12 protein-coding genes and 1 pseudogene are annotated in these 13,147 nt (G+C 67.6%); 9 read left to right on the top strand and 4 right to left on the bottom strand.

Going from position 1 to position 13,147, the window contains the following annotated elements; genetic code table 11:
• Nucleotides 1–31: 31 nt before the first annotated feature.
• Nucleotides 32–772, bottom strand: a complete 741-nt coding sequence (gene phbB, locus AC1DCU_RS02100; RefSeq protein ID WP_025876381.1) for an acetoacetyl-CoA reductase — start codon at nucleotides 770–772, stop codon at nucleotides 32–34.
• Nucleotides 773–789: 17 nt separating this feature from the next.
• Entirely contained in the window at nucleotides 790–1,710 is a 921-nt protein-coding gene (gene gluQRS / locus AC1DCU_RS02095; RefSeq protein WP_442252118.1) for a tRNA glutamyl-Q(34) synthetase GluQRS, read from the bottom strand.
• A gap of 92 nt (nucleotides 1,711–1,802) precedes the next feature.
• Between gluQRS and htpX the strand changes: the two genes are divergently transcribed.
• Nucleotides 1,803–2,669, top strand: a complete 867-nt coding sequence (gene htpX / locus AC1DCU_RS02090; protein ID WP_154880863.1) for a protease HtpX — start codon at nucleotides 1,803–1,805, stop codon at nucleotides 2,667–2,669.
• A 769-nt stretch (nucleotides 2,670–3,438) separates the two neighbouring features.
• Here the strand turns inward: htpX and AC1DCU_RS02085 are convergent.
• On the bottom strand, nucleotides 3,439–4,266 hold the full coding sequence (locus AC1DCU_RS02085; RefSeq protein ID WP_025876387.1) for an inositol monophosphatase family protein: 828 nt from the start codon (nucleotides 4,264–4,266) through the stop codon (nucleotides 3,439–3,441).
• Between the two features lie 120 nt (nucleotides 4,267–4,386).
• Between AC1DCU_RS02085 and AC1DCU_RS02080 the strand changes: the two genes are divergently transcribed.
• From AC1DCU_RS02080 to AC1DCU_RS02070, 3 genes are all read left to right on the top strand, one after another.
• Nucleotides 4,387–5,157, top strand: a complete 771-nt coding sequence (locus AC1DCU_RS02080; protein ID WP_442252116.1) for an RNA methyltransferase — start codon at nucleotides 4,387–4,389, stop codon at nucleotides 5,155–5,157.
• Nucleotides 5,158–5,313: 156 nt separating this feature from the next.
• A complete protein-coding gene (locus AC1DCU_RS02075; RefSeq protein WP_442252115.1) occupies nucleotides 5,314–5,574 on the top strand; it encodes a hypothetical protein in 261 nt (86 codons plus the stop codon).
• Complete coding sequence (locus AC1DCU_RS02070; RefSeq protein ID WP_088101734.1) at nucleotides 5,571–7,697, top strand: putative bifunctional diguanylate cyclase/phosphodiesterase; 2,127 nt, start codon at nucleotides 5,571–5,573, stop codon at nucleotides 7,695–7,697. Before AC1DCU_RS02075 ends, AC1DCU_RS02070 begins: the two co-directional genes overlap by 4 nt.
• A 4-nt stretch (nucleotides 7,698–7,701) precedes the next feature.
• Here AC1DCU_RS02070 and epmB read toward each other — a convergent pair whose 3' ends face one another.
• The gene (gene epmB, locus AC1DCU_RS02065) at nucleotides 7,702–8,742 is read right to left on the bottom strand and encodes an EF-P beta-lysylation protein EpmB (protein WP_442252113.1); all 1,041 of its coding nucleotides are present in this window, start codon (nucleotides 8,740–8,742) and stop codon (nucleotides 7,702–7,704) included.
• 97 nt (nucleotides 8,743–8,839) lie between these two features.
• Here epmB and efp point away from each other — a divergent pair, with 97 nt between their 5' ends.
• From efp to AC1DCU_RS02040, 5 genes and pseudogenes are all read left to right on the top strand, one after another.
• Complete coding sequence (efp, locus tag AC1DCU_RS02060; protein WP_006379771.1) at nucleotides 8,840–9,406, top strand: elongation factor P; 567 nt, start codon at nucleotides 8,840–8,842, stop codon at nucleotides 9,404–9,406.
• Between the two features lie 254 nt (nucleotides 9,407–9,660).
• Nucleotides 9,661–11,004, top strand: a complete 1,344-nt coding sequence (locus AC1DCU_RS02055; protein ID WP_025876398.1) for a TRZ/ATZ family hydrolase — start codon at nucleotides 9,661–9,663, stop codon at nucleotides 11,002–11,004.
• Nucleotides 11,005–11,030: 26 nt separating this feature from the next.
• A complete protein-coding gene (ubiG, locus tag AC1DCU_RS02050; protein ID WP_025876400.1) occupies nucleotides 11,031–11,747 on the top strand; it encodes a bifunctional 2-polyprenyl-6-hydroxyphenol methylase/3-demethylubiquinol 3-O-methyltransferase UbiG in 717 nt (238 codons plus the stop codon).
• Nucleotides 11,744–12,439, top strand: coding sequence for a phosphoglycolate phosphatase (locus tag AC1DCU_RS02045; protein WP_025876402.1), 696 nt, complete (start codon nucleotides 11,744–11,746; stop codon nucleotides 12,437–12,439). The genes ubiG and AC1DCU_RS02045 overlap by 4 nt, the downstream gene beginning before the upstream one ends.
• A gap of 11 nt (nucleotides 12,440–12,450) precedes the next feature.
• A pseudogene (locus AC1DCU_RS02040) lies at nucleotides 12,451–13,095 on the top strand (squalene/phytoene synthase family protein); the annotation flags it as partial.
• Nucleotides 13,096–13,147 lie beyond the last annotated feature (52 nt).

Below are 13,147 nucleotides of genomic sequence, written 5' to 3'. Positions count from 1 at the left end.
TGCAGCACGGGCTTTCAGGCCCTGGCGCCGTTTACCAGCCCATGTGATGGCCGCCGTTGATGTCCAGGTTGCTGCCGGTGATCCACGAGGCCTCTTCGGCCACCAGGAAGGACACGCCGTAGGCGATTTCTTCCGGCTTGCCCAGACGCCCGGTCGGGATGTCGGCAATGATCTTGGCGCGCACTTCCTCGGGCACCGCCATCACCATGTCGGTGGCCACGTAACCGGGCGAGATCGTGTTCACGGTGATGCCGAAGCCTGCGTTCTCGCGCGCCAGCGAGATGGTGAAGCCATGCATGCCGGCCTTGGCGGCGGCGTAGTTGGCCTGCCCGTACTGGCCCTTCAGGCCGTTGATCGAGCTGATCTGGATGACCCGGCCCCAGCCGCGTCGACGCATGCCCTCGATGACCGGACGGGTGACGTTGAACACCGAGTTGAGGTTGGTGTTGATCACATCGTGCCACTGCTCCGCGCGCATGCGGTGGAAGGTGGTGTCGCGGGTGATGCCGGCGTTGTTGACCAGGATCTCGACCGGGCCCAGTTCGGCCTCGACCGCGCGGATCAGGCCTTCGGCGCTGGCAGAGTCGGAGACATCGCCCGGGAAGATCGCCACGTGGTAGCCGCGTTCGGTCATCGCCTGCTGCCAGGCGCGGGCCTTGGTCTCATCGCGGTAGTTGGTGGCGACCCGGTGGCCCTGGTCGGCCAGGCGTTGGCAGATGGCGGTACCGATGCCGCCGGTTCCGCCGGTGACCAGTGCGACGCGAGATGTCATGGAAAGCTGTCCGGATGTCAGGTGGGGGAAGGGGGATTCTGCAACATCGGCGCGGAAAGTGCGCCGGCCGGCAGCAGAATGTCCGCGCGCGGCAGCAGGCGGGGGTTGAAGCTGCGCTGCGCGGCGGCCAACAGCGCGTCGCGGTCGTCGATGCCGTCCAGTGCGGTGCCCGGCTGGCCCAGCAGTTCCCACAACCGGCGCAGCACCGGTACCGGCGCGCCGGCATCCACCGGCAGCGCGGCCAGTGACTTGGACAGTTTGTGGCCCGGTGCATCCAGCAGCAGCGGCAGGTGCCAGTAGCGCGGCGTCGGCAGGTCCAGCGCCTGCTGCAGCAGGATCTGCCTGGCGGTGGAATCGAGCAGGTCGGCGCCGCGCACGACTTCGTTCACGCCCTGCGCGGCATCGTCGACGACCACCGCCAACTGGTAGGCCCAGCAGCCGTCGGCGCGGCGCAGTACGAAATCACCGACCTCGGCATGGACATCCTGTTGCTGCGGGCCGCGCAGGCCATCCTCGAACCGCACGATGCTGCCGGGCGGCACGCGGAAGCGGACGGCTGGGTCCGGTCTTGCCTGCCGCGCGACGCAGCGATGGTGGATGCCGCCATTGGCGGCCAGATCGCTCCGACTGCAGTGGCAGACAAATGCGTCGCCATCGGCCAGCAGGCGGTCCAGCGCCGTCTGGTAGGCGTCGCCACGCGCGCTCTGCCAGATCACCGGCCCGTCATGAAGCAGGCCGAAGGCGGCCAGCGCCTGCAGTTGCGCCTGTGCGGCGCCGGCCACCGTGCGGGGTGGATCGACGTCTTCGATGCGCAACCGCCACAGGCCGCCATGGTGGCGCGCAAGCAGCCAGCTGCCGAAGGCGGCAAGCAGCGAGCCGGGATGCAGCAGGCCGGTGGGCGAGGGCGCGAAGCGGCCGCAGGAGAGGGAGGAGGTCATGCAGCTGAATCGTCGGTCAGGTTGGCGCTTGAATTCAAGCTGACTGCACCGCAGATTGACGGATATCGACCCCTTCCGAGCCGGAATTTCCCATGTTCACCCGTATTGCCCTCTTTCTAGCGACCAACCTCGCGGTGCTGATCCTCGCGAGCATCGTGATGTCAATCCTGGGCGTGGACTCCCGTTCGATGAGCGGCCTGCTGGTCATGGCTGCCATCTTCGGTTTTGGTGGTTCGCTCATCTCGCTGCTGCTGTCCAAGTGGATGGCCAAGCGCTCCACCGGTGCGGTGGTGATCACCGAGCCGCGCAACCAGACCGAGCGCTGGCTGCTGGCCACCGTCGAGCGCCAGGCCAAGGCCGCCGGTATCGGCATGCCGGAAGTGGCGGTGTATGACGGCCCGGAGATCAACGCGTTCGCCACCGGTGCCAACCGCAACAATGCGCTGGTGGCGGTGTCCACCGGCCTGCTGCACAACATGAGCGAGGATGAAGCCGAAGCCGTGCTCGGCCACGAGATCGCCCACGTCGCCAACGGAGACATGATCACCATGGCGCTGCTGCAGGGTGTGCTGAACACCTTCGTGATCGTGCTGGCCCGCGTAGTCGGCGGGGTGATCGACAGCGCGCTGTCGGGCAACCGCGAAGGTGGTGGCCGTGGCTTTGCGTATTACATCATCGTGTTCGTGCTGGAGATGGTGTTCGGCCTGTTCGCCACGATGATCTCGATGTGGTTCTCGCGCCACCGCGAATTCCGTGCCGATGCCGGCGGTGCATCGCTGGCCGGCCGTCAGAAGATGATCTCGGCGCTGGAGCGGCTGCAGCTCAACCACGGCCAGAGCACCCTGCCGACGCAGATCGCCGCGTTCGGTATTGCCGGGTCGACGGCGAAGAAGCTGTTCATGAGCCATCCGCCGCTGGAAGAGCGCATCGCCGCGCTGCGGGCGTCGACCATGGCATAAGCCTCCGCTTGTAGAGCAGTGCAGGAACGCCTGGCCTCGCGCCGGGCGTTTTTGTTTGCGCGCCCACGCGTCGGTAGCGCCGGGCCATGCCCGGCGGATCGTTTCCGCGACCGCGGAGGGGCGTCACTTTTCTTTTCGCGCGAAAAGAAAAGTAACCAAAAGAAACGCGCCGCCGGCCGCGAGCCGTCGCTACGCGCCGGTACCCTGCGCTTCTCGGTCCGCCGAGGGACGGTGCGGGAACTCGCTGCGCTCAGACACCCGCACCTCTTCGCCCTCGCCGGACCTGCGGTGCTCGGCTCGCTGTAAGGCGGGCCGGAAGATCAAGATCAACGGCAAGAGCATCCACGCATGGCGTGGATCTACTGGGTGCAGCTGTGGCGTTTGATCTTGGGTCCGCCTTGCAGCGAGCCGAGCATCGCAGGGGAATCAGGGGCGCAGAGGCGCCGATGCCTGAGCGCAGCGAGTTCGGCGCCGTTCCCTGGTTCGCCGAGAAGCGCAGGGGACCGGTGCGTAGCACCGGCTTGCGTACTGGCGGCGTGTTTCTTTGGTTACTTTCTTTATGGCGCACATCCCTGTGCGCCACCCTACGGGCCGGCTCCGCCGTTCCGCGCTGCTCCTGCAGCACGGTGCACGAGCAAAGAAAGTAACACCCCTCCGCGGTCGCGGAAATGATCCGCCGGGCATGGCCCGGCGCTATCGACGCGTGGGCGCACAAACGAAAACGGCACCTTCGCAGGTGCCGTCTCCATGAACCGCTTTACGCGCGAAATCAGAACTTCGCGTCGAACTCGGCAGCGTAACCCGTGTTGACCAGTACCTTCTGCAGCGACTCGGCCACCTTCAGGTTGCCGGCCACGATCTGCTGGGTGTCCGGGCCGCGGTTGTCCATGCGGGCCGGGGTCGCGCCCTTGAAGTCGCAGACTTTGCCACCGGCTTCGCGCACCAGCAGCACGCCGGCAGCGATGTCCCAGGCCTTCACGCCGGCCTCGAAGTAGGCGTCGGCGCGGCCACAGGCCACGTAGGCCAGGTCCAGCGCGGCCGAACCCGAGCGGCGGATGTCCTCGGCGTGCACCAGCAGGGCGTCCAGCGACTTCAGCTGCGCACTGGCGCGGGCACGCTCGCGCGGGGCAAAACCGGTGTGGATCATGGTGCCTTCCAGATCCTTGCGGTCGGCCACGCGGATGCGGCGGTCGTTGAGCACGGCGCCGGCACCACGGCTGGCAGTGAACAGTTCATTGCGCAGCGGGTCGAAGATCACCGCGTCGGTCGGCTCGCCGTTCTCGACCAGAGCGATCGACACGCAGTAGTGCGGCACGCCGCGCAGGTAGTTGCTGGTGCCGTCCAGCGGGTCGATGACCCACATGTGGCGACGCTCGCTCTGCACGCCACCTTCTTCACCGAAGATGCCGTACTCGGGGTAAGCGCGCTTGAGTTCCTTGACGATCACCTTTTCCGCGTCCGCATCGACTTCGCTGGCGTAGTCCATGCGGCCCTTCTGGACTACATTCAGTGCCTCGAGCTTGTTGATGTTGCGCAAGAGGACGTTGCCGGCGAGGCGGGCGGCCTTGACCATGACGGTGACGGCGGGTTTCTGCATGGCATGGGCTCCCGGAAGGGCAGAAGAGAAGGGCTGGCGGGGGAAAAGAGCGGGTCCGGCGCAGTGGCCGGCCGCACAGTTTACCATTGGTCTTCGTCCAGCTCGACATTTTCCCTGTTCATGTCCCAGTTTCCTGTCGCCACCCGTCTCCGATTCGTCCTTGTCGGCACCCAACACCCCGGCAACATGGGGGCCGCCGCCCGTGCCCTGAAGACCATGGGCCTGGCCCGCCTGGTCCTGGTGGCGCCGGAGAAGCCGCTTGATGAAGAGGCCTTCCGGCGCTCGGCCGGTGCCGAGGACGTGCTCGGCGACGCACCGGTGGTGGCCACGCTGGCCGAGGCCGTGGCCGACTGCCGCTTCGTGCTGGGGTGCACCGCACGTGCGCGCCGGGTCCAGCTGGAGGAGTTCCTGCCGGCAGATGCCGCCGCCCGCGCAGTGGCCAAGGCCAGCGAGGGTGCCGAGGTGGCGCTGGTGTTCGGTCGCGAGCGTACCGGCCTGACCAACGAGGAGCTGCAGCTGTGCCATGCCGCCGTGCACATTCCGTCCGACCCGGAGTTCAGCTCGCTCAACCTGGCCGCCGCAGTGCAGGTGCTTGCCTATGAAGTGCGCATGCAGTTGCTGGGCGCACAGCCGGTGGCCCCGACCGAGCCGGACAACCGCGAGCAGGCTGCCAGCCACGATCAGATGGAGAGCTTCTTCGCCCAACTTGGCGAGACTCTGGACGAGATCGATTTCCACAAGGGACGCGCGCCCGAGTCGGCGATGCGCAAGCTGCGCCGCCTGTTCCTGCGCAGCGAGCCCAGCGAGCAGGAAGTGCGCCTGCTGCGCGGCATCCTGGCCGATACCCAGCGCATGGCGCGGCTGGCGCAGAAGAACGGCAAGGACAGCTGACGACGGTCTCACTTTTTCGGGTAGTCTGTCCGGATACCCCGGGGGGATGATGCTTGTGTCGGGTCTGCGTAGGGCAATGCAGGGGGAACTGCTGCGCCTGGCCTTGGCCCTGCTGGCCGGGACGGCGCATGCTGCGCCCGGTTCACAGAAGGGGCGTTGGGCAGCGATGAGGGGCAACTCGCGATGACGCAGGATCATGCGCTTGGCAGTGTGGACCGGGAGGGTGCCGGACCGGCGCCGACGGTGCCCGGCCGCGCGTCCGGCGCGCTGCCGCGTGTCGTCTGTCTTCGGCGGGTGCAGCGTGCGTTGCAGAAGGTGTTGGGGGCTTCCGGTTTCCGCCGCGTCGATGCGCATGCGCAGCCGTGGCGGGATGATTTGAAACAAGGGTCGACGCGCGTGCGGATGGAAGTGGAATGAAGTTGCTCGGCTCGGGGATGCAGGCCCGGTTCCTGCTTGCGATGGGCGGGGCGATGCTGGTGGTGGTGGCGATCCTGGCCGTGCTGCTGGGGCGGCAGGCTGCGATGCAGGGCGAGGTGAGGTCGCTCAGCAACGGCGTCATCCACGAACTGTTCGACCGCAGCGTGCGCAGCCGTGGCGAGGCCATGGTGCGCGAGCTGTCCGATGCGCTTGCCGGTCCGCTCCACAACAACGACCTGGACCAGGTCGGGGCGCTTGTGCGCAGCATTTCGCGGCAGCCGGTGGTGCGCTACGTACTGGTGTTCGACGACCGCGGGCGGCTGGTCCACGACGGCTCGGCCGGAGTGCCCGGATCCGGGCGGCCGATGACCGATCCGTTGGCGGCCGGGGCGGTTGCCGCGCAGTCGCTGGTGGTGCAGCAGTCGCCCACGGTGCTCGACAACGCGATGCCGATCAGGGTGGGCAAACAACGCATCGGTGGTGTCCGCGTCGGCATGGCGCTGGATGAAGTGCTGCAGCGTGAGCAGGCGGCCAACGCGACCCTCGGTGAGAGGCTGCAGCAGATGGGAAGCCGGCATCTGGGCTGGCTGCTGCTGATGCTTGGCCTGCTGGTGGTGATCGGCGTGGTGGTGATCCTGTACGTACAGCGCACGCTGGTGGCGCCGATCCGCGAGCTGGCCGCGGCCGCCCGGCGCATCGAAGCGGGCGACTACCAGGCGCCGCTGCGCGAAAACACCCGCGACGACGAGGTCGGGGAACTGGTGCGTGGTTTTGCCCGCATGCGTGATGCGATCGCCCGCCACGACCGCGAAGTGCGGCGCATGGCCTACACCGACGCCTTGACCGGGCTCACCAACCGCCTGGCGTTCCGCGAGGCGCTGGACCATCGATTGATGGCCGCACGTGCGTCCAATCACCGGTTGGGTCTGCTGTTTGCCGATATCGATGATTTCAAGCGGGTCAATGACACGCTGGGCCATGAGGCCGGCGACGAGGCGTTGCTGCAGTTCGCCCAGCGCATCGGCCGCGCAGTGACCGAGGCCGGCGGCGACGATGCCGTGCTGGCGCGGTTCGGCGGCGACGAATTCGTGATCCTCGTTGGTGATGGCGATGTTGCGGCCAATGCGCGGTTGCTGGCCGAAGTGCTGGTGCGCGAGCTGGGCAAGCCGCTGGTGGTGCAGGGCAGGGAACTGTTCCTGGGCACCTCGATCGGCGTGACCCTGTTCCCCGACGATGCCGCAGATGCGACGACGCTGCTGAAGAACGGCGACATCGCGATGTACCAGGCAAAGATGGCCGGCAAGAACTGCTATCGCTATTACAGCCGGGCCATGGATCACGCGGTCGAGCGGCGCGTGCACATGGAACAGGAACTGCGCGGGGCCTGGGAGCGCGGCGAGCTGCGGCTGGCCTATCAGCCGATCTACCGCATGCGTGACCGCCGCATGGTCGGTGTCGAAGTGCTGCTGCGCTGGCAGCACCCGACGCTGGGCACGATTCCGCCATCGGTGTTCATCGAGGTGGCCGAGCAGAGTGGCCTGATTGAGATCATCGGTCCGAAGGTGCTGCGTGCCGCCTGCATGGAAGCGGTGCAGTGGCCGCGGGGCGTGGCCGGTGACGAGTTGTTCGTCTCGGTCAATGTGTCGCCACGGCAGTTGCGCGGCGGGGAGCTGCCGGCGTTGGTTGCACAGTGCCTGCAGGAGTCGGGCCTGCCGGCCTCGCGCCTGCACCTGGAGCTGACCGAGACGGCGGTGATCGGCGATGAGATGCTGGCCGCGCAGCTGTTGGACCGCCTGCACCGGGCCGGGGTGAAGGTGTGGCTGGACGACTTCGGTACCGGTTTCTCCGGTCTCAGCCACCTGCGGCAGGTGCCGGTGGACGGCGTCAAGATCGACAAAAGCTTCGTCGCCGACATGCAGCGCGACCCGGACGACCTGGCCCTGACCACGGCGATCATCGCCATGGCTCACGCACTGGGCATCACGGTGGTGGCCGAGGGTATCGAACAGGAGGCCCAGTTCGAGCTGCTGGCCCAGCGTGGCTGCGACCTGGGTCAAGGCTACCGGCTGAGCCACCCGGTCACCGCCACCGAAGTGGTGCGGATGATCGAATCGGGCGCGTGAGGCGCTACAGCGGGCGCTTGCTCGGGTCGCCGGGCAGTTCGCGGACCAGCTTGGGGACCAGGTAGCCGGACAGCCGGGCAGTGAGGCCGGCAATCAGGGCCTTGGCCTGGATGTCGTCCACTTCGAAGTGGGCCACGCCCTCGACGCGATCCAACTGGTGCAGGTAATACGGCAGCACGCCGGCGGCGAAGCTGCGTTCGCTCAGGTCCTGCAGCGCCTGCACGCTGTCGTTGACCCCGCGCAGCAGCACCGCCTGGTTCAGCAGCTGGGCGCCGATGCCACGCAGACGGGCCATCGCGGTATCGACGCTGGCGTCGAATTCATTGGCGTGGTTGGCATGGACCACGATCGCCAATGGCCACGACAGGCTGCCCAGCCAGGCCAGCAGTTCCTCGTCCACGCGCTCGGGCAGCACGATCGGCAGGCGCGTGTGGATGCGCAACCGGCGGATGTGCGGGATCTGGCGCAGCGCATCGGTCAGCTCGGCCAGCTTGTGCGTGGCCAGCGACAGCGGGTCGCCGCCGGACAGGATCACCTCATCGATGTCCGGGTCTGCGGCGATGGCCTCCACGGCCTCCTGCCAGCCCCCCTTGGCGGCGTTCTCGGCGCCATAGTCGAAATGCCGGCGGAAGCAGTAGCGGCAGTTGATGGCACAGCTGCCGGTGGCCACCAGCAGGGCCCGGCCACGGTATTTCTGGATGACCCCGGTGGCCTTTTTGGCCGCGCCGTCGCCCACCGCGTCAAAGCTGAACCCGGGCGCCGGGCGCATCTCCGCGTCGATCGGCAGTACCTGCCGCAGCAGCGGATCGTGGGCGTCGCCACGGCGCATGCGGGCGACGAAACCCTCCGGCACGCGCAGCGCGAACTGGGCGATGGCCGCCTCCGATACGCCCAGCGCCGCGGCATCCAGATCCAGGCGGGCCAGCAGCGTCTGCGGGTCGCGCAGGGCCTGCCGCCACAGCTGCTGCCAGCGCGCGGGCGCGCTTGGCGACTGGGTCCGGGGGAAGGCGGAAAGCTGCATGGAGAGGGGGCCTGCGGTTATCATGGACACATAAACAGTTGCCCGCCGGGGTTCCGGTGGGCTTTCCATTCTATCCGGCTCGCCGCACGCGCGGCGGTTTCGCCATTTGAGGAGCTTGAGCATGGCCACTGCGGGCATGAACGATGTCAAGAACGGGATGAAGATCCTGGTCAACAATGAACCGGCCGTCATCTCCGAGACCGAGTTCATCAAGCCGGGCAAGGGCCAGGCCTTCACCCGCGTGCGCTATCGCTTCATCAAGTCGGGCCGCACGGTCGAAATGACCATGAAGGCGACCGACGACGTGGAAGTGGCCGATGTGGTCGATACCAACATGGACTACATGTACAGCGACGGCGAGTACTGGCATTTCATGGACCCGGAGACCTTCGAGCAGGTGCAGGCCGACAAGGCCGGCATGGGCGGCGCCGAGAAGTGGCTGAAGGGCGAGGAGTCCTGCATCGTGACCCTGTTCAACGGTTCGCCGATCTTCGTGCAGCCGCCGAATTTCGTTGAACTGAAGATCACCGAGACCGATCCGGGCGTCCGCGGTGACACCTCGGGCGGCGGCGGCAAGCCGGCCACCCTGGAAACCGGCGCCGTGGTGCGCGTTCCGCTGTTCGTCAACCAGGATGAAATCATCAAGGTCGACACCCGTTCGGGCGAGTACTCCTCGCGCGTCAAGTAATCCGGCGCAGCCGGATTACGGTAGTGCCGGCCGCTGGCCGGGTACGCGCCATCGCATTCGCGCTGGCGCTCCCACGATCCGCCATGGCGGATCGTGGGCCCCCACTCACCAGCATCCACACCCCGCCGCTTCGCGGCCGCCCCTGACTCAGGGGCTTGCCTTCCAGAAGCCCAGCGGTAGCCGTTTGACCGGTGATCAGTCGCCAGGTCGGAGCCAAGGCTACGTATGGTCCTTCCCCCAGCCAGTGAGCCCGCATGAGCGATAGCCCGCACCTCCCCGAAGCCTGCGACCTGCTCATCGAAGCCGGTTATGTCGTTCCGATCGAGCCGCATGCGGTGGTGCTGGAAGATCATGCCGTGGCCATCCGTGGCAGCGAGATCGTGGCCATCCTGCCGCGCGCCGAAGCGCGTGCGCGGTTCCGCGCCACCCAGGTTGTCAGCCGCCCAGAGGCGGCGCTGATGCCGGGCCTGGTCAACGCACATACGCACAACCCGATGACCCTGCTGCGCGGCGTCGCCGACGACCTGCCGCTGATGACCTGGCTGCAGCAGCACATCTGGCCGGTGGAAGCGGCGGTGATCGGTCCCGAATTCGTGGCCGACGGCACCACCCTTGCCATCGCCGAGATGCTGCGTGGCGGCACCACCTGCGCCAACGAGAACTATTTCTTCGGTGACGTGCAGGCCGCCGTCTACAAGAAGCATGGTTTCCGCGCGCTGGTCGGCGCGGTCATCATCGATTTCCCCACCGCCTGGGCCAAGACCGACGACGAGTATTTCGCCAAGGCCGGTGAACTGCATGACCAGTGGCGCACCGACCCGCTGATCGGCACCGCATTCGCGCCGCATGCGCCGTACACGGTCAACGATGCCAATTTCGAGCGGGTGCGGATGCTGTCCGACCAGCTGGACATGCAGGTGCATCTGCATACCCATGAAACCGCGCAGGAAATCACCGATTCGATCAAGCTGCACGGCCAGCGTCCGCTGGCGCGGCTGGATCGCCTCGGTCTGGTCAACGACCGCCTGATCGCGGTGCACATGACCCAGCTGACCGAGGCCGAGATCCACCTGTGCGCCGAGCGCGGCGTCAGCGTGGTGCATTGCCCGGAATCGAACCTGAAGCTGGCTTCTGGTTTCTGCCCGGCCTGCGCCCTGCAGCGCGCCGGCGTGAACCTGGCCATCGGCACCGACGGCTGCGCCAGCAACAACGACCTGGACATGTTCAGCGAGAACCGCACGGCGGCGATCCTGGCCAAGGCCGTGGCCGACGATGCCACCGCGCTGGATGCGGCGACCACGTTGCGCGCCTCCACCCTCGGCGGCGCCCGCGCCCTGGGCTTCGGCGAGCGCATCGGTTCGATCGAGGTCGGCAAGCAGGCCGACCTGGTCTGCGTTGATCTGTCCGCGCTGGAGACCCAGCCGCTGCACAACGTGCTGTCGCAGCTGGTGTACGCCACCGGCCGCCAGCAGGTCAGCGACGTCTGGATCGCCGGCAAGCCCAAGCTGGTGCAGCGCGAGCTGGTCGGCATGGACCTGCCGGGCATCATCGCCAACGCGCGCCAGTGGCGCGAGCGCATCCGTCATATCCGCGCCTGAGTGCAGGCGCCGCAAGGACAACCGTCATGACTGCCCCCCACGCTTCTTCCAATTTCGATCAGGCCGAGCTGGACAAGTTCGCCGCGCTGGCCAACCGCTGGTGGGACGCCGACGGCCCGCAGAAGCCGCTGCACGCACTGAATCCGGTGCGCCTGCAGTACGTTGCCGACCGCGCGTCGCTGCGTGGCGCACGCGTGCTCGACATCGGCTGCGGTGGCGGGCTGCTGAGTGAAGCGCTGGCCCAGGCCGGTGCCGAAGTGACCGCCATCGACCTGGCGCCGGAGCTGGTCAAGGTTGCGCGCCTGCATGCCCTGGAAAGTGGCGTCAGCGTCGACTACCGCGTGCAGGCCGCCGAGGACCTGGCCGCCGAACAACCGGGCAGCTTCGATGTGGTGACCTGCATGGAAATGCTCGAGCACGTGCCCGATCCGGGCGCGATCATCGAGGCCTGCAAGCGCCTGCTGAAGCCGGGTGGCCATCTGTTCCTGTCCACCATCAACCGCACTGCCGCCGCATTCGCCGTGGCCATCGTCGGTGCCGAGTACGTGGCACGGCTGCTGCCCAAGGGCACCCACCACTACCAGGAATTCATCAAGCCGGCCGAGCTGGCGCGTTGGCTGCGCGAGGCCGACCTGCAGCTGGCCGATGTCAGCGGCATGGCCTATGAGCCGTGGCGCAACCGCGCCCGCCTGAGCAGCCGCACCGACATCAACTACCTGGCCCACGCGGTCAAAGCGCCGTGACCGCCGCCGTGTTCCCGCGTGCGGTGCTGTTCGACCTGGACGGTACGTTGCTGGACAGCGCCCCGGATTTCGTCGCCACCCTTGATGCGATGCTGGCCGAGCGCGGCCGCGCACCGATCGATCCGGCGCAGTTGCGGCCAGTGGTGTCCAAGGGTTCACGGGCGATGGTGTCGGCCGCGTTTCCAGAGCTGGAAGCGGCCGAGCGCGATGCACTGATTCCCGAGTTCCTGCAGCGCTACGAAGCCTCGATCGGCCAGCACGCCGTGCTGTTCGACGGCGTGGCCGGCATGCTCGGTGCGCTGGACGAAGCCGGCACCGTGTGGGGCATCGTCACCAACAAGCCCGAATACCTGGCGCGGCTGATCGTGCCGCAGTACGGCTGGCAGCAGCGCTGCGCCGTGCTTGTCGGGGGGGACACCCTGGCCGAGCGCAAGCCGCATCCGTTGCCGCTGCTGCACGCCGCGCAGCTGATCGGCATCGCAGCGGAAGACTGCGTGTACGTCGGCGACGATGAGCGCGACATCATCGCCGCGCGTGCTGCCGGCATGCCGTCGGTGGCGGCGCTGTGGGGCTACCGCCTGCACAGCGATGACCCGTTGGCCTGGCAGGCCGATGTGCTGGTCGAGAACGCCGGACTTCTGCAACTGGCCAGTCTCTGGCCGAACCGGCCGGCGACCCCGGCCCAGCCGTAAGGAACAACGTAGTGAGCAGTACCGCGCTGGATAGTTTCCTCGACAAGTGGCGCAGCCGCTGGCCGGAATGGTCGGTGGCCGAGCCGTTCGTGGCCGAACCGCAGCGCCATGTGGCGCTGGCGTGGTTCGCGCTGCTGCAGGAATTCGACGACATGCTCAACACCGCTGGCGACCCGCTGCCGGCGGACGCCAAGCTGGCGTGGTGGGGCGAGGAACTGCGGAGCTGGGCCGCGCAGCGTTCGCGGCATCCGCTGGGCCGCGTGCTGGAGCCGGTGCGGGCACCGTGGGTGCAGCTGGCCGAGGCGCTGCCGGATCTGGTCGAGGCGCGCACCGTAGCGCTGGACGCTGCCGGCGCCGAACGTGCACTGGGCAACTATGCCGACGCGGTGGCTGCGGTCGAGGCCGTGGTGTTTGCCGACAAGCCGCGCAAGGGTGCTGGCCATGCCGTGCTGCTGCAGACCCTGGCCCAGCGCCTGCAGGACGCTGGCGTGGCCGGGGTTCCGCGCAGCCTGCTGGACGAAGATGCCGGCAACGCTGCACAGCGTTGGGCGCAGCAGTTGCTGAAAGGGTGGGGCACCCGCGTGCCCGGTCCACGTGCACGCCGGGTGTGGTCGAGCCTGGCGCGTGCACGTCTGGCGGCGCAGGCCGCCGGCAAACCGATTGAGGTCGCTGAACACCATGAGGTTGCCGGCCAGCGGCCGGCACTAC

The sequence above is a fragment of the Stenotrophomonas sp. 10L48 genome (assembly GCF_056395105.1).
Note: the sequence above shows the minus strand (reverse complement) of the source record. Positions and strands in the feature narration are given on the sequence as shown.

Bases quoted from the DNA above. Each gene is read 5' to 3' on its own strand.
- epmB (WP_442252113.1), bottom strand. From the start codon at position 8,742: ATGATAACCGCAGGCCCCCTCTCCATGCAGCTTTCCGCCTTCCCCCGG.
- ubiG (WP_025876400.1), top strand. From the start codon at position 11,031: ATGACTGCCCCCCACGCTTCTTCCAATTTCGATCAGGCCGAGCTGGAC.
- phbB (WP_025876381.1), bottom strand. From the start codon at position 772: ATGACATCTCGCGTCGCACTGGTCACCGGCGGAACCGGCGGCATCGGT.
- AC1DCU_RS02085 (WP_025876387.1), bottom strand. From the start codon at position 4,266: ATGCAGAAACCCGCCGTCACCGTCATGGTCAAGGCCGCCCGCCTCGCC.
- efp (WP_006379771.1), top strand. From the start codon at position 8,840: ATGGCCACTGCGGGCATGAACGATGTCAAGAACGGGATGAAGATCCTG.
- gluQRS (WP_442252118.1), bottom strand. From the start codon at position 1,710: ATGACCTCCTCCCTCTCCTGCGGCCGCTTCGCGCCCTCGCCCACCGGC.
- AC1DCU_RS02055 (WP_025876398.1), top strand. From the start codon at position 9,661: ATGAGCGATAGCCCGCACCTCCCCGAAGCCTGCGACCTGCTCATCGAA.
- htpX (WP_154880863.1), top strand. From the start codon at position 1,803: ATGTTCACCCGTATTGCCCTCTTTCTAGCGACCAACCTCGCGGTGCTG.
- AC1DCU_RS02070 (WP_088101734.1), top strand. From the start codon at position 5,571: ATGAAGTTGCTCGGCTCGGGGATGCAGGCCCGGTTCCTGCTTGCGATG.
- AC1DCU_RS02080 (WP_442252116.1), top strand. From the start codon at position 4,387: ATGTCCCAGTTTCCTGTCGCCACCCGTCTCCGATTCGTCCTTGTCGGC.